The following is a 15,654-nucleotide window of genomic DNA, read 5'->3' on the forward strand; positions in this document are numbered from 1 at the left end:
CTCTTTCCGTCGGGGCTGGCGGCCGGGATCACCACCACGTCACCGGCCGATACGCGTTGGCCAGCTCGACGAGCGCGATCCGCTCGCGCCGGTCGGCGGTGCGCCGGGCGCGGGAGCGGCAGCGGCGCTCGAAGGCGCGGCGGAGGGCGTCCTCGTCGAGCCGCTGACCGAACAGCCGCCGGCCGCCGTGGCGCTCCTCGGTCAGGTCGCAGTCCAGCGCGATCCGCAGGATGTGCGCCTCCACCTCCTCGCGTTCGCCGAACGGGGGCAGCTTGTCGACGATCGCGGCGGCGTCGAGCGCCGTGTCGAGCCGGTGCCCGTCGTCCGGCGCGTCGAGCAGGATGCGCACCGCACAGGTCACCGCCGCCGTCGAGGCGCGGGAGGACTCCGGCACCCGCAGCAGGGCGTCCGCCGCGCTGCGCGCCTCCGCCGTCTCCAGCAGGCAGCGGGCCAGCCCGAACGCCGCGCCCACCACGCCCGGGTCGGCGTCCCACACCCCCCGGTAGTGGTCGGCCGCCGTGCGCGGGTCACCGTCGAGTTCGCAGGCCACCGCGTACGCGAGCCGCGTGGACACCTCGCCGGGCAGCCAGCCGTAGACCTGCGCGAACCAGCGCCGAGCGGTGCCGGTGTCCCGCCCCACCAGGGCCACCAGGGCGCGGTGCCACCACAGCGCCCAGTCCCGCGACTCCTCGGGGAAGTCGGCGAGCAGCGGGCCGGCCTCGTCCACCCGCCCGGTGGCGAGGTGGGCCCGGACGGCGCGGTAGGTCACCTGCGCGGTGTGCTCCGGGGCGGTCCGCAACAGCTCGATGAGCTCGGCCGGGTCGGCGGCGCCGAGCGAGGCGAGGAACCCGGCGGCCGGGTCGGCGCCGTCGACCAGGGGCACGGGCAGGCCGAGCATGATCTCCACGACGTTCAGGGCGTCGCGGTCGGTGTGCAGGGCGAAGGCACACGCGGACGGGCTGAACAGGGTGGACCGGGTCGGCCGGGGCACGCCGTCGGTCGCCGAGCTGACCTGCCGTCGTACGCCCCGGACCTGTTCGCGCATCTCGGCGGCGGCGGCGAACCGGTCCTCCGGCTCGGCGGCGGTGGCCCGGGCGAGCAGCCGCAGGAACGGGTCGAGCCGCGCGGGCACGGGCAGCCGCAGCACGTCCTGCCCCGGCGGGATCCGGGTCACCTCGGTGGACCGGGGCACCAGGGTCAGCGCGGCGAGGGTCCGGCCGACGGTGTAGAGGTCCGACCGCACGCTCGGGCCGGCAGGCCCCAGCCGCTCCACCTCCGGAGCGGTGTAGCCCGCGGTGCCCCACGCCGGGCTCACCGTGTTGTCGATGCGGCGGGCCGCGCCGAAGTCGACCAGCTTGATCGGGTCGTTGGTGCCCTGGCCGCCGACCCGCATCACGTTCTCGGGCTTCAGGTCGCAGTAGAGCCAGCCCTGGTCGTGCAGGTACTCGAAGGCGTCGAGGATCTGCACGGCGTATCCCAGTGCCTGCGCCACGTCCACGGCGGTGGAACCGCCGCCCGGGCCGGCCGCGCTGCGGGCCTCCTCCAGGGTGCCGCCGTTGACGTACTCCATCACCAGGTAGCCGGCGTCCCGGTCGGACTCGGGCCGCAGCGCGTGGGTGATGGTGACGATCCTCGGGTGGTTCAGCGCGATCAGCGCCTGCCGCTCGGCGACGAACGCCGCGATGGCCTCCCGGTCCTCCGGGTTGCGTTGCCCCTTCAGCACCCGCCAGGCGCCGTCCATGTCCTCGTCCCGGGCGAGGAACACCCAGCCGACGCCGCCGTTGCCGAGGCAGCCCTCGATCCGGTACCGCCCGGCGCGCAGGTCGCCGTCGGCCAGGGGCGGGGTGAAGGAGTACCGGGTGCCGCAGTCGGGGCAGAAACCGGCGACCCGGGGCAGCCGGGGACCGCGGTGGCGGGGGCACCTCGTGTTGCCGCAGTAGCGGGAGTGCTCGGGCACCACCGCCTGCGACACCACCGCCGTCAGAGGGTCGTGGGGCCGGGCGGTCGGCAGCACGGCCGGTCGCTCCCAGGGCCGGGACGTCGTGCGCAGCGGCCGTGGGCCGGCCTCCGCAGCCGGCACCGGCCCGCCGGGGGCGCTGAGCCCGGCGCCGGCCCCGACGCACTCGTGCCCCCACAGCCGGCAGAACCCGTCCTGGTCGACGGTGCCGGGGCAGTTGCGTTCCGCGCAGCCGCGGCTCGCCGTCATCGCGTACCCCCGTTCACGGCCTGCTGGTAGGCGCGCACCGCGCGGCTCGCGGCGGTCACGGTGAAGGCGTCGGGGCGCAGCGCGGCCAGCGCCTCCCGGTAGGCCAGCTCGACCCGCGGGTGCTCGGCCCGGCCCTCGTCGGCGGCCTTCTGCCGGTACGCCTCCAGCCGGCCGGTCAGCTCCGCGTGGCAGCCCCGGCGCAGCCGGCGCCGCGCGGTGTCGGTCCGCTCGACGGCGCGGTCGACGGCGGCCCGCAACGAGCCGTCGTCGCGTTCCGGCTGGACGTCCCCCCGCCACCACTGGCCACGGCCCGCCGCCTCGGCGGCGGTGAGCCGGTCCAGCAGCCCGTCGAGCGCGAGCGCCGCCAGGGGATCCGTCCCGTCGCCCAGCCCTTCGCCGGCGGCCTCCGTCGCGAGCTGCCGGAGCCGCTCCACCGAGGAGCGCAGCCGCTGCGCCCGGACCGCCAGCCGGTCCCGGCCGTACGCGTCGACGATCCGGCGGATCCGGGCCACGTGCTCGCGGGCCGCGACCAGGATCTCCTGGACGTCCATCGCCTGCACCTGCACCGGCTCGCCGGTGGCGGCGGTGAACCGGACCTCGCACGGGCCGGTCAGCAGCCGGGCCAGGGCCTCCTCGCCCGCGTCCGTCGACCGGTCGGTCCCGTCGAGGTCGTCGACCAGCCGGTCGAGGGCCAGCGACAGGCAGCCGAGCCGGTGCAGCAGGTCCTGGGCCTCCTGCGCGGGCGCGGCGGCCGGGCCGTCGGGCTGCCGGAAGGCGTCCGTGACCAGCTGCTGCACGTCGAGCAGGTGCTCGCAGACCCAGGCGTGCGCGGCCAGGGTGGCGTCGAGGCGTTCCCGCACGGCCATCCGCCCACCGCCCATCAGTCGGCCGGCCGGGGGGCGGCCGGCGCGGGGTCGGGGGGCGGCCAGCCGGTGGTGACCGGCCCGGGCGACGGCATGCCCCGGTCCCGGTGGCCGGCGAGCCACCGGTCGTGGGCCTGCTGCCACACCACCGCCGTACGCGGCTGCGCCAGCACGTGGTTGACGAACGCGACCAGCTCCCGGCCGTCGGTCAGGCGGAACGCGAAGGCGTGCGGCTCGTCGGTGAACCAGGTGCATTCCTCGTCCCGGTGCTGGTCGCAGGAGCGCCTCTCCGGCCGGGGCGCCTCGGTCACCAGCGTCGTGTCCGGGGCCATCCGGGCGAAGCCCAGCAGGATGTTGTCGTCGGTGCTGACCCCGTCGACCTGCTTCTGACGCAGCATGACCAGGCAGTCGACCGGGTGCGGGGCGTGCACCGGGACCGGCTGCAGGCCGCCCGCGGTGCGGTAGCCGGCGATCATCGCCAGCGAGGTGGTGTCCGTGGCGGCGCAGACCCGCCGGCCGCCGAGCTGTTCCATGCCCGCGAACTCGGGCGTGCCGTCGGCGTTCCGGCGGACCAGCACCGTCTGCCCGGAGTCGAGGTAGTCGTTGGAGAACAGCACCCGCCGGGCCCGCTCGCAGGACGCGGTCAGCGACGTGGCGACGACGTCGATCTCCCCCTTGTCGAGCATGGCGAAGGCGCCCTGACCGGGCGGCACCGCCTTGAAGGTGAGCCGGTTGCGTGGGTCGTCGGCCGGCCAGAGGGCGCGGGCCACGGCCAGCATCAGCTCGATGTTGAACCCCTCGAACCGCTGGGTGCTGGCGTCCCAGTGGCTCATGGTGGCGTCGGACGGGTCCACCCCGGCGACCAGCTCGCCCTTGTCGAGGATCCGGCGCGGGGGCGTCGGGTCGGGCGGGAGGCTGCGGCGCACCGGGCAGACCCCGCCGGTCGCGTCGGTGGTCGGCGTCGTGGCCACCCCCGGCGGCCGCGCGGGGGGCGCGGGAGCGGGTGCCGCCGGCGCGGCGCACCCGGCCAGCGCCGCCAGGAGCGCGAGCGACGCGGCCCGGCGCCGCGTCGGAGTCCGCCGGGGTGTGGTCACTGGTACTCCAGGTGGCGCTGGCGCAGCCCGGCGACCACACCGGCGGCGGCGAGCAGGGTGACCCAGGCGGCGGCGCCGCCCAGGTGGCGGCGTGCCTCGGGCAGCCCGTCGACCATCCGGGTGACCTCCTCGTTGCGGGTGGTCAGTTCGGTCAGCAGGTGGCCCTCCGCCGCGACGAACGCCCGGCCCGCCGATCCCTCGGCGAGCACGGTGTCGACCGCGTCGCGGAACGCGTCGGGCGTCTTGATCTGCCGGGCCGGCCAGACGTCCCGCTCCAGCGCGGTGCAGTCGATCCGGTCCTTCGGCGGTTCCCGCCCTGCGGCGGGCCCGGAGCAGAGGTCCCGGCTGTCGAAGTCCGCCTTGTGCCCGGCCGGGTCGACGCTCGCGCCGAGCCCCAGGTAGACGTCGGCCCGGCCGGCCAGCAGGGCGCCGAGCCGCTGCTGGGTGGCGCTCTGCGCGTCGATCGCCCGTTCCAGCTCCGGGAACCCCCGGTCGGCGTCCGGCCAGTGCCACCACGAGGAGACCAGCATGGCCAGCACGGCCGTGGTGGCCACCGAGGCCAGCAGCAGGCCCGCGTTCAGCCGGCGCCGGGTCCGCCGGCGCAGCCACACCTGCACCACCACCAGGGTGGCGAGGGCGCCCAGCGGCACCAGTACGGACGCGGCCAGCCAGGGCCGGGCGTCGGCGCGGGCGTCGAGCAGCAGCCTGGTGTCGTAGTTCCACAGGCCCTGGGCGGCGGTGAGCAGCTCGGTGGACATGTAGTGCGACGCCTCCCGCGCGTAGGCCGAGGCGAGCACCGCGCGGGCCGCCGGACTGCCCGTCCCGGCCTGCTCCGCCGCCCCGGCCGGCGGGCAGGGCTGCCGGTCGCCCGGGGCCGTCGCGGAGAGCGGACCGGCGACCCGCAGGGCGGCGCACACCACGTCGCGGTAGACCTTCAACCGGGCGGCGATGGTCGCCAGCCGGGTGAGGCGGTCCGGGTCGCCGACGGCGTTGCCCATCGAGTCGGTCAGCGTGCGCTCCACCTCGTGGACGGACGCGTCGTAGGCGGCCACCAGCGGGGCCCGCCGCTCCTCGGCCGGCGGCAGCAGGAAGACGGCGCTGGCCGCGACGTCGGCGTCGGCGAGGCCCTGGTAGATCTGGCGGGCGGTCGTGCTGGTGCCCACGGCGGTCGCCGCGGACCGCTCGCCCAGCGTGGTGGCCGACGCGCGGGACTGCACGGCGACGGCGGCGGTGGCGGCCAACGCGGCGACCAGTACGGCGCCGCTGAGCACGATCAGCGCCGGGGTCGTCCGGAGCGCGTCGCGGAGCCGGCCGGTGCCCACGGTGCGGGTCGGCCCGCTGGCCACGACGGGCCGGTCGGCCCCGGGCTCGTCCCCCGTGTGCGACGCCATGCCCGTCCTCCCGCTCGCCGGGGCCCTCCGGCGGCCTCCTGGCGGAAGGCGTCGCGGTACCGGAGGCGGCCCCGTCCGCCCCGCCGGGCGGTCACCCGGGCGGCCTGCGGTGGAGTCCGGTGGCCGGGTGGGTGATCGCGGGCGGGGGAGGACCAGGGTGGCACCGCGGGTGCACGGGTGGCACGCGTTTGTCCGGTATCTGACCTGAGCGTCACCGGTCGGCCACGCAGGGGAGCGGCCGGTCCGGTCAGAGGGCTGGGTCGTCGGCCTCGGTCCGGGGTGGGAAGGCCAGGGCGAGGGTGAGGTCGAGGACGGTCGCCGGGTCGGTCAGGCGCTCGCCGTACAGCTCGCGGAGCTTGCCCATCCGGTAGCGGACGGTCTGCGCGTGCACGAAGAGGTCGGCGGCCACGTCGTCGCGCCGGCCCTGGTGCAGCAGCCAGGAGCGCAGGGTCTCGGCGAGCCGGTCGGCGGTGCCGGGCGGCAGCGACGCGAGCGGCGCCAGGACCCGGGCGCGCAGGTCGGCGAGCCCTTCCGGGTCGGTGCTCAGCACCAGCTCGGCCAGGTGCTCCTCGGTGTCCAGCGCCGGCCCGTCGTCGGCCGGGCGCAGGCCGAGCGACAGGGCCCGGACCGCCCGCTGGTAGGAGGAGGCGACCAGGGCCCAGTGCCGGGCGGGGCCGAGCAGGGCACGGCGGCCGTGCAGCACCCGGGCGAGCTGCCGCCGCCGGTCACCGTGCGTGTCGGGCACCAGCAGCACCGCCAGGTCCTCGCCCGCCCCGCCCGCCGGAAGGTCGTCGCCGCTCTCCAGGGTGTGCGGGTGCAGCCGGGCGAGCGCCGCGCGGAGGTTGGCCCGGGGCAGCAGGACGACGGTGAGGGTCTGCGGCGGCGGCCAGTCGGCCCGCTCGGCGCTGCGCAGCAGCGCCTCCTCGGGCTCCCCGGCGAGCAGCCGCTGGGTGAGCCGCTCCAGGTTGCGTCGCCGGGCCCGCCCGGCGCTGGCCAGCTCGTCGGCGTGCCCGGCCACGCTGGCGGCGGAGAGCTCGTCGATGTACGCGAACATCAGCTCGGCGAACTCGGCGACGGTGGCGGCGGACGACCCGCCCTGCACGGTGGTGGTGGACATCTCCCGCCAGGAGACCCGGGCGCCGACGCGGTACGCGGCGAGCAGGGCGTCCATGCTCCGGCCGGAGCGCGCCTCGCCGCTGCCGAGGGCGTACGCGGCCTCCAGCGCGCCGACCAGCGGGGTGCTCGGATCGCCGCCCTGGGAACGGCCGATGAGCTGGAGGAACGTGCCGAGCGCGATCTGCACCGCGGTCTCGATCTTCTCGCGCATCTGACCGGTCAGGGCACCGGAGTAGCTGGGCACCTCGGCGGTGATGGCGGTCACCGTGCGCTCGGCGAGCAGGGGCAGCCGGGCGTGCAGCGCGCCGGCCACCCGGGCGTCCAACTCGAGGCGGGCCGCGCGCCGCGTGGCCTCCGAGCGTTCGGACACGTTTGTTCCCTCCGCACAAAAAGCCTCGTCCGGTTCACCTTCGCAGGTCAAGATTTTATGCCATTCTGCCGGCGACCATCGAATCATGACCACCACCGTCCCGAACCCCTCCGGGAAGGCGGCCCTGCGGGGCCGGATCCTTCGGCTGGCCACGTCGGTCACCACCCCGTTGCTGCCCGACGACTACCTCGACATGGTCGCCCCGCTGCGCTCCGGCGCCGATCTGCGCGGCCGGATCCTCGCCGTGCGCCCCGAGACCGCCGACGCGGCGACGCTGGTGATCCGGCCCGGCCGGGACTGGCGCGGGCACACCCCCGGGCAGTACGTCCGCCTCGGCGTCGACGTCGACGGCGTACGCCAGTGGCGGGCCTACTCGGTCACCTCGCCCCCCGCGCGCCGGGGCGGGCCGATCTCGGTCACCGTGAAGGCCATCCCCGACGGGGTCGTCAGCAACCATCTCGTCCGGCGCACCCGGCCCGGGACGCTGGTCCAGCTCGACCAGGCCCAGGGCGACTTCGTGCTGCCGGGCCGGCCGCCGGCCCGGGTGCTCTTCGTGACCGCGGGCAGCGGCGTCACCCCCGTGATGGGGATGCTGCGCGCCGACCGGCTGGGCGGCGCCGACGTCGTCGTGGTGCACTCGGCGCCCACCCCCGCCGACGTGATCTTCGGCGCCGAGCTGCGGGACCTGGCCGCGCGGGGCGCGATCCGGCTGGTCGAGCGGCACACCGACACCGACGGGCTGCTCACCGTGGCCGACCTCGACCGCCTCGTGCCCGACCACCTCGACCGGGAGACCTGGGCCTGCGGCCCGCTCGGCCTGCTCGACGCCCTGGAGGAGCACTGGACGGCCGGGGGGCGCGGCGACCGGCTGCACACCGAGCGGTTCCGGCCGACCGTCATCTCGCCCGGCGAGGGCGGCGCGGTCACCTTCGTCCGTTCGGGCGTGACCGTCGCCGCCGACGGGGCGACCCCGCTGCTCGACGCCGGCGAGAACGCCGGGGTGCTGATGCCCTCGGGCTGCCGGATGGGCATCTGCTTCGGCTGCGTCCTGCCGCTGCGCCAGGGCGCGGTTCGGGACCTGCGAAACGGGGAACTGACCACGGCGGTGCCCGGCGACGGCGTCCGCATCCAGACCTGCGTGTCGGCGGCGGCCGGCCCCTGCGACATCGACCACTGACCGGAGTACCTGACGTGACCGTGATCCAGAACAAGCCCGTGAACCCGATCGCCCACCTCACCGCCGAGGACATCGAGACCATCGGCAGGGAACTCGACGCGATCCGCGAACGGGTGGTCGCCAGCAGGGGCGAGCACGACGCCGCCTACATCCGCCGGGTCATCTCCACCCAGCGCAAGCTGGAGATCGGCAGCCGGGTGGTGCTGCTGTTCTCCCTCTTCCCGCCCGCCTGGATCGTGGGCACGGCCGGCCTGACCGTGGCCAAGATCCTGGAGAACATGGAGGTCGGCCACAACGTCCTGCACGGCCAGTGGGACTGGATGCGCGACCCGAAGATCCACTCCACCACCTGGGAGTGGGACCACGTCTCGCCCGCCGACCAGTGGAAGCACTCGCACAACGAGCTGCACCACACGTACACGAACGTCCTCGGCAAGGACAACGACCTCGGCTACGGCATCATGCGCGTCGACGAGGACCAGCGGTGGCACCCGTTCCACCTGGGGCAGCCGCTGTGGAACTTCATCAACGCCTGCTTCTTCGAGTACGGCATCGCCGCGTACGACCTGGAACTGGGGCGCAACCTGCGCAAGGGCCGGCACAAGAAGCCCGAGTTCCGGGCCCGGGCCCGGGCAGTGGGCCGCAAGATCCGCCGGCAGGTGCTCAAGGACTACGTGGTGCACCCGCTGCTGTCGGGGCCCTCGTTCCTGCACACGCTGGCCGCCACCTTCACCGCCAATCTCCTGCGCAACCTGTGGAGCCACTCGGTGATCATGTGCGGGCACTTCCCGGAGGGCGTGGAGACCTTCTCCCGGCGCTCGATCGAGGGCGAGACCCGCGGCGAGTGGTACGTGCGCCAGATGCTCGGCTCGGCCAACATCAGCGGCAGCCGGCTGATGCACATCATGACCGGCAACCTGTCGTTCCAGATCGAGCACCACCTCTTCCCGGACCTGCCCAGCAACCGCTACCAGGAGATCGCCCCCGAGGTGCGGGCACTGTTCGACCGCTACGGGCTGAAGTACACCACCGGCTCGCTGCCCCGGCAGGTCTTCTCCGCGTGGCGGAAGGTCGTCCGGCTGTCGTTGCCGAACCGGAAGGCGCCCCGCCGGGTCGACGACCGCCCCGCGCCGGCGCTCGCCACGTCCGGCGTCTGACCCGCCCCCGACGCCGCCGCCCGCCGCGAAACGCGCTGGGCGGCGGCGAGGTGTCCCCGTACAGTCGGGGCATGGAGATCAGGCACCCCTTCGCCGCCGCGGCCGCGCGAGCTTCGCGCTCGTCGGTCGCCGCCGCCTGACCTCACCATCACCCGCCGGCGACCGGAAACGGTCTGCCGGCTTTCTCGTCCCCGTCGGCCCGCCGGTCCCCGGCGGCGGACCCTTTCCGGTCGTCCCACCCGGAAAGGCCACCGCCATGACGTACGACCCGATCAGCCGCACCTTCCTCGACTTCTTCCGCGAGCGCGGCCACGAACTCGTGCCCGACGGCTCCCTGATCCCGCCGCCGGGCGACCCGGTGCTCTTCACCACCTCCGGGATGCACCCCCTGACCCCCTACCTGGAGGGTCGGCCCCACCCGCTGGGCCGGCGGCTGGTGAACGTGCAGCGCTGCCTGCGCACCACCGACCTGGACGAGGTGGGCGACTCCACCCACCTGACCCTGTTCCGGATGCTGGGCTCCTGGTCGCTCGGCGACTACGACCTGCCCCGCAGCCTGCGGTGGGGCTACGAGCTGCTGCGCGACGGCTTCGGCGTGCCGCACGACCGGATGCACGCGACGGTCTTCGGCGGCGACGACCGGGTCGGCCCGGACGAACAGTCGCTGCGCACGTGGGGCGAGCTGGGCGTGCCCGTGGAGCTGACGGGGGAGGAGAACTGGTGGTCCAACGGCCCGACGGGGCCGTGCGGACCCGACACCGAGATCTTCGTCTGGACCGGCGACGGCCCGCCCCACGGCACCCCCGGCACCGACGAGCGGTGGATGGAGGTCTGGAACCACGTGGGGATGCGCTACCACCGGCACCCCGACGGCCGACTGACGCCGCTGCGCCAGCCCAACGTGGACACCGGGATGGGCCTCGAACGGCTGGAGATGGTGCTGCGCGGGCACCGCTCGGTCCACGAGGGCGAGGGCCTCGTGCCGTGGGTGCGCGACGTGTCCGACGTGTGGGGCCTGCGCGACGCGTCGCTGCGCGTGGTCGGCGACCACCTGCGTACGGGCGTGGCGGTGGTCGGCGACGGCGTACGGCCCTCGAACACCGGCCGCGGCTACGTGCTGCGCCGGCTGTTGCGCCGGACGCTCACCACGCTGTGGCGCGACGACGCGTCCAGGACCCTGTCCGACCTGCCGACCGGGCCGGTACGGCACACCCTCGACGGGTTCCGGCAGCCCGTCGGCGTGGACGAGGTGCGGGACGTGTTCTCCGGCGAGGAACGGCGGTTCCGGGAGCTGCTGCGGCGCGGGCGGCCGGTGGTCTCCCGGCGCCGGTCCCGGGGACCGCTGACCGAGGAGGACTACCGCGATCTGCACGACACCCACGGGCTGCCGCGCGACCTCGTCGACGGCCTGCTCGCCGAGGTGGCCTGACCTTCTGGCCCGTCGCCGGGGACCGGTGGCGGCGGTGCGCGCCGCGCCGACGCCGCTGCCGCCCGGGACCGGGGTCGCCGCTGCCGTCCGGGGACCGGGGTCGCCGCTGCCGTCCGGGGACCGGGCCGCCGCTGCCGTCCGGGGACCGGGCCGCCGCTGCCGCCCGGGACCGGGACGCCGGTCCCGGACGGCAGGGGGAGCGGGGAAACTAGCTGGCGTAGGTCTCGAACTCGGCGACCTTCGGCGCGCCGCTCGAACCGGTGATCCTGAACGTGATCTTGGTCAGGGACGTCGAGGGGAAGGTGATGACGCCCGCCCCGCTGCCGGAGGCCAGGACGGCGCCGGTGCCGTGGTTGACGAGCTGCCAGGACCCGATGCTGCCCTGGGTGCCCGACGGCTCACGGATGACGACCCGGGCCACGCTGGTGGCGGAACCCCACTTGATCGAGATGTCGCCGGTCGCGCCCGACGGCGACCAGTGGGTGCTCAGGCTGCCGTCGCGCACGTTGCCGTAGCTCGTGCCGTCGGCCTTGCTGGAGCCGTCGGAGCCGGCGCCGATGCTGAGGTTGCTCCCGCTGGGCGGGTTCGTCGGCCCAGGGGTGGGGCTGCTGGTCGGCCCGGGCGTCGGGCTGGTCGGCGTCGGTGCCGGCGTCTGCGGCGAGCAGCTGCCGTTCGACTCCCGCAGGCCGGTGTTGGCGCCGGCCGTCTGGCGGACGATGTCCGGCACGCAGGCGGCCCCGTCCAGGCTGTACGAGTACGGGATGCTGACGCTGGTGTTGGACACCGGGTTCGGGCCGGCCGGGTTGTTGTCGCCGCTGCGGCTGGACCAGGTCACGTTGTCGAAGACGTTTCCGGCGACCTGCCAGTAGCCGGCCTCGCTGGTGTAGAAGGTGCCGAGGACGTCCTTGGAGTTCCGGAAGTAGTTGTTCTCCACCTTGGCCCTGGCTCCGGCCCGCGAGTTGATGCCGGACTCGTGCAGGCTCACGTAGTGGTTGTTGTAGATGTGCGCGATGCCGCCGCGCAGCAGGGGCGTACGGGAGTCGATGTTCTCGTACAGGTTGTGGTGGAACGTGACGAAGCCGTTCGAGCGGTCGCTCTCGCTGGACCCGATGAGGCCGCCACGGCCGGAGTTGCGCAGGATGCTGTACGACAGCGTCACGTACTGGACGTTGTCCTTCATGTCGAAGAGGCCGTCGTACCCCTCCGACTCCCCGCCCGAGGCCTCCAGGGTGGCGTGGTCGACCCAGACGTTGCGGACGGTGCTCTCCATGCCGATGGCGTCACCGCCGTTGGACGTGGGCGAGCCCGACTTCTTGACGTTCCGGACCGTCACGTTCCGGATGATGATGTTGCTGGAATCGCGGATGTGGATGCCCAGCTGGTCGAAGACGGCTCCGGTGCCGACCCCGATGATCGTGACGTTGCTGATCTGCTTGAGCTCGATCACGCCGGCGGCGGTGTTGCAGCTGTCGCCCGACACCTTGGCGGTGTTGCCGTGGTTGATGGTCCCCTGCACCTCGATGATGATCGGGGTGCTGCTGCTGGCCCGGGTGCACAGGGCCGTGTGGATCCCGGTGCCCGTGCTGACCCGTACCGTCTGCCCGCCCGCGCCGCCGGTCGTGCCGCCGTTCTGGGTCGCGTAGCCGGTGGCGGCGCCGGCGGCTGCCGACGCCTGCGGCATCGGCAGGGCCGCCACGCCGAGCGCGGCCCCGACGGCTGTCGTGGCCAGTGCCACCTGGAGTCGCAGTGCGACTGGTCGTCTCATCCTTGCCTCACCTTCGTATGAAATTTCGGGTGTCGCTGTCACGTGCCGTGGTCGGGCCGTCGAGGCTGCCGACGTGTCGCCGGCCGCCGGACGGGTCGCTCGTCGACCCGGCTGTGGAGGTGTTCTTCTCGATGTGGAGCGGGTCGGCGGTTCCGCCTCGGCCTCGACCGTCGAGGTCGTCGGCGTCGGCCGCGAGGCCGCCAAGATCCGCTCTGGTGGTGCCGTCGCCCGTGCCCGGAAAGCGCTTTCCAGCGAGGATAGGGATCTGTCTATCGATATGGCAAGAACCTGTCCGGATTGCGGTGTGATGCCCTGCTCCGCCCGCCCCGACAGCGGCCGTCCGCACTGCGGGCGCCGGTGGCGGGGGCGGGGGGCCAGCGTGGAGGCTGCGGGCGCCGGTAGCGGGAGCACAGACGTGGGGCGCCAGCGCGGAGGCTGCGGGCGTCGGTGGCGGCGGGGGCACGGACGTGGGCCGCCAGCACGGGCGCCGGTGGCGCGCTTCGCCCCCGGCCGGAGGAGCCGGCCGGTGGTCCGGCGGCGTCGCCGCGCCACGGCCCCGGCTCACCCGACGACGCGGCGTCGGGTGGTGCGGTGGCCGGCCGGATCAGACAGGATGACCTGCGCGAGGGCGTCGCCGGGCCGCGCCGCGGCCGACGGCCCGCCCGTCGACGGAAGGAGACCCGTGTCGTCCACCCTGCTCTCCCGTCGCGACCTGCGCTTCCTGCTGCACGACTGGCTGGACGTGACCCGGCTGACCGAGCGGCACCGCTACGCCGAGCACTCCCGGGAGACCTTCGACGCCGTGCTGGAACTCGCCGAGCGGGTCGCGGTCGAGCGGTTCGCCCCGCACAACCGGGCCGCCGACCTCGCCGAGCCCACCTTCGACGGCCGCCGGGTGCACACCATCGCGCAGGTCAAGCAGGCCCTCGACGTCTTCGCCGAGACCGGGCTGCTGGGCGCCGGCATGGACGCGTCCGTCGGCGGCATGCAACTGCCGCACGTCGTACGGGCCGCCTGCTTCGCCTGGCTCCAGGCCGCCAACGCCGGCACCTCGGCGTACCCGCTGCTGACCCTCGGCAACGCCAACCTGCTGCTGGCGCACGGCAGCCCCGAGCAGATCGACACCTGGGTCCGCCCGATGGTGCAGGGGCGTTTCTTCGGCACGATGTGCCTGTCCGAGCCGCAGGCCGGCAGCTCGCTGGCCGACATCACCACCCGCGCCGAGCCGCAGGACGACGGGACGTACCGGCTGCACGGCACCAAGATGTGGATCTCCGGCGGCGACCACGAGCTGTCGGAGAACATCGTCCACCTGGTGCTCGCCCGGATCCCCGGCGGCCCGCCCGGGGTCAAGGGGATCTCGCTGTTCATCGTCCCGAAGGTGCTGCTGGGCGACGACGGCGCGCTCGGCGCCCGCAACGACGTCGTGCTGGTCGGCCTCAACCACAAGATGGGCTACCGGGGCACCACCAACACGCTGCTCAACTTCGGCGAGGGCGTGCACCGGCCCGGCGGGCGCCCCGGCGCGGTCGGCTACCTGGTCGGTGAGCCGCACCAGGGCCTGGCGCAGATGTTCCACATGATGAACGAGGCGCGCGTCGGGGTGGGTGCCGGCGCCACCGCCCTCGGCTACACCGGCTACCTCAAGTCCCTCGCGTACGCCCGCCAGCGGCCACAGGGCCGACCGCTGGCCGACAAGGACCCGGCGACGCCGCAGGTGCCCATCGTCGCCCACCCGGACGTGCGCCGGATGCTGCTGGCGCAGAAGAGCTACGTGGAGGGCGCCCTGGCGTTCGTCCTCTACTGCGGTCGGCTGCTCGACGAGGAGAAGACCGCGCCGGACGCGGCGGACCGGGAGCGGGCGCGGCTGCTGCTGGACGTGCTCACCCCGATCGCGAAGAGCTGGCCGTCACAGTGGTGCCTGGCCGCCAACGACCTGGCCATCCAGGTGCACGGCGGCTCCGGCTACACCCGCGACTACGACGTCGAGCAGCACTGGCGCGACAACCGGCTCAACCCGATCCACGAGGGCACCCACGGCATCCAGGCGCTGGACCTGCTGGGGCGCAAGGTCACCATGCGCGACGGGGCCGGGCTGGCGCTGCTGGTGGAGACGGTCCGGGCCACGACCACCCGCGCGTGGCGGGCCGGGGGCGAGGCCGCCGAGCTGGCCGCCCCGCTCGGCGCCGCCCTCGACCGGGTCGCCCTGGTCACCCGGCGACTGTGGAGCACCGGCGACCCGGAGGTGGCGCTGGCCAACGCCAGCGTCTACCTGGAGGCGGTCGGCCACGTGGTGATCGCGTGGATGTGGCTGGAGCAGCTTCTCGTCGTCGAGGCGGCCGGCGACCCCGGCGACGGCCCGGACGCCGACCTGCACGCCGGCAAGCGGCAGGCCGCCCGGTACTTCTTCCGGCACGAGCTGCCTCGCACCGGCCCCCAGTTCGACCTGCTGGACAGCCTCGACCGGACCACGCTGGAGATGCGCGACGACTGGTTCTGACCCGCCCCCGCCGGTTCCGCTGCCCCCGGCCGGTTCCGCCGCCCTCTGCCGGTCCCGCTGCCCCGCCGGTCCGGCTGCCCTCACCGGTCCCGCCGGCCCCAGCGGGGTGCCCTGTCCCACCGGGATCGTTGGTGCGCGGCCCGCCTATCCTTGCCAGCCATGAACCCCGGTGACGTGACCGTTCCGCCGCCCGCAGACGGAGCCGGGGAACGGCTGGAGACCCTGCGGCGCTGGTGGCGGCTGCCGGCTCCCGCGCGACGCGAGGTACGGCTGCTCAGCCGCTCCGGACGGCACCACCCGGACCGGGAGATCGCCTGGGTGGCCTGGCGGTGGGCGCAGGTCGTGCTGCCACCGGGAGCGCCGGAGCCGGGCCGCGCCCGCAACATGCTCAGCGCGGCCGGCTTCTGGGCGCTCATCCTGCTGGACCTGGTCACCGGCGTCGATCCGACGGACCCGCCCGAGCCCCGGTGGCTCGACCGCCGCCGGGCCCGGCGCGTCCTGCGGGCCGGCCCGCCCGTCGCCTGACCGGTCGGCGGCCGGGGCGACGGCGCCGCCCGACGGGGTGCCGCCCGTCGGGGTGCCGCCC

11 protein-coding genes are annotated in these 15,654 nt (G+C 74.8%); 5 read left to right on the plus strand and 6 right to left on the minus strand.

Annotation, left to right across the window (positions count from 1 at the left end):
* Positions 1-28: 28 nt before the first annotated feature.
* From AB0B83_RS11180 to AB0B83_RS11200, 5 genes are all read right to left on the minus strand, one after another.
* Positions 29-2,206, minus strand: coding sequence for a tetratricopeptide repeat protein (locus AB0B83_RS11180; protein WP_357578025.1), 2,178 nt, complete (start codon positions 2,204-2,206; stop codon positions 29-31).
* Positions 2,203-3,072: a hypothetical protein gene (locus tag AB0B83_RS11185; RefSeq protein ID WP_357578026.1), complete on the minus strand. Its 870-nt coding sequence runs from the start codon at positions 3,070-3,072 to the stop codon at positions 2,203-2,205. The genes AB0B83_RS11180 and AB0B83_RS11185 overlap by 4 nt, the downstream gene beginning before the upstream one ends.
* A 14-nt stretch (positions 3,073-3,086) precedes the next feature.
* On the minus strand, positions 3,087-4,163 hold the full coding sequence (locus AB0B83_RS11190; RefSeq protein WP_357578027.1) for a transporter substrate-binding domain-containing protein: 1,077 nt from the start codon (positions 4,161-4,163) through the stop codon (positions 3,087-3,089).
* The gene (locus AB0B83_RS11195; RefSeq protein WP_357578028.1) at positions 4,160-5,554 is read right to left on the minus strand and encodes a hypothetical protein; all 1,395 of its coding nucleotides are present in this window, start codon (positions 5,552-5,554) and stop codon (positions 4,160-4,162) included. Before AB0B83_RS11195 ends, AB0B83_RS11190 begins: the two co-directional genes overlap by 4 nt.
* A 247-nt stretch (positions 5,555-5,801) precedes the next feature.
* Positions 5,802-7,040 (minus strand): helix-turn-helix domain-containing protein, encoded by a 1,239-nt coding sequence (locus AB0B83_RS11200; RefSeq protein ID WP_357578029.1) that lies wholly within the window; start codon positions 7,038-7,040, stop codon positions 5,802-5,804.
* 85 nt (positions 7,041-7,125) lie between these two features.
* On the opposite strand from AB0B83_RS11200, the gene AB0B83_RS11205 reads away from it, so the two are divergent.
* The 3 genes from AB0B83_RS11205 to AB0B83_RS11215 all read left to right on the plus strand — a co-directional run bounded on the left by AB0B83_RS11205 (position 7,126) and on the right by AB0B83_RS11215 (position 10,803).
* Positions 7,126-8,217, plus strand: coding sequence for a ferredoxin reductase (locus AB0B83_RS11205; protein WP_357578030.1), 1,092 nt, complete (start codon positions 7,126-7,128; stop codon positions 8,215-8,217).
* Between the two features lie 14 nt (positions 8,218-8,231).
* Positions 8,232-9,374, plus strand: coding sequence for an acyl-CoA desaturase (locus AB0B83_RS11210; RefSeq protein WP_357578031.1), 1,143 nt, complete (start codon positions 8,232-8,234; stop codon positions 9,372-9,374).
* A gap of 256 nt (positions 9,375-9,630) precedes the next feature.
* Entirely contained in the window at positions 9,631-10,803 is a 1,173-nt protein-coding gene (locus AB0B83_RS11215) for an alanine--tRNA ligase-related protein (RefSeq protein WP_357578032.1), read from the plus strand.
* A gap of 208 nt (positions 10,804-11,011) precedes the next feature.
* Here AB0B83_RS11215 and AB0B83_RS11220 read toward each other — a convergent pair whose 3' ends face one another.
* Entirely contained in the window at positions 11,012-12,568 is a 1,557-nt protein-coding gene (locus AB0B83_RS11220) for a pectate lyase (protein ID WP_357578033.1), read from the minus strand.
* 682 nt (positions 12,569-13,250) lie between these two features.
* Between AB0B83_RS11220 and AB0B83_RS11225 the strand changes: the two genes are divergently transcribed.
* A complete protein-coding gene (locus AB0B83_RS11225) occupies positions 13,251-15,068 on the plus strand; it encodes an acyl-CoA dehydrogenase (RefSeq protein WP_357578034.1) in 1,818 nt (605 codons plus the stop codon).
* Positions 15,069-15,227: 159 nt separating this feature from the next.
* Positions 15,228-15,593: a hypothetical protein gene (locus tag AB0B83_RS11230; RefSeq protein ID WP_357578035.1), complete on the plus strand. Its 366-nt coding sequence runs from the start codon at positions 15,228-15,230 to the stop codon at positions 15,591-15,593.
* The last annotated feature ends 61 nt before the right edge of the window (positions 15,594-15,654 follow it).

The organism is Micromonospora sp. NPDC049060 (assembly GCF_040649055.1).
Classification (GTDB): domain Bacteria; phylum Actinomycetota; class Actinomycetes; order Mycobacteriales; family Micromonosporaceae; genus Micromonospora; species Micromonospora reichwaldensis.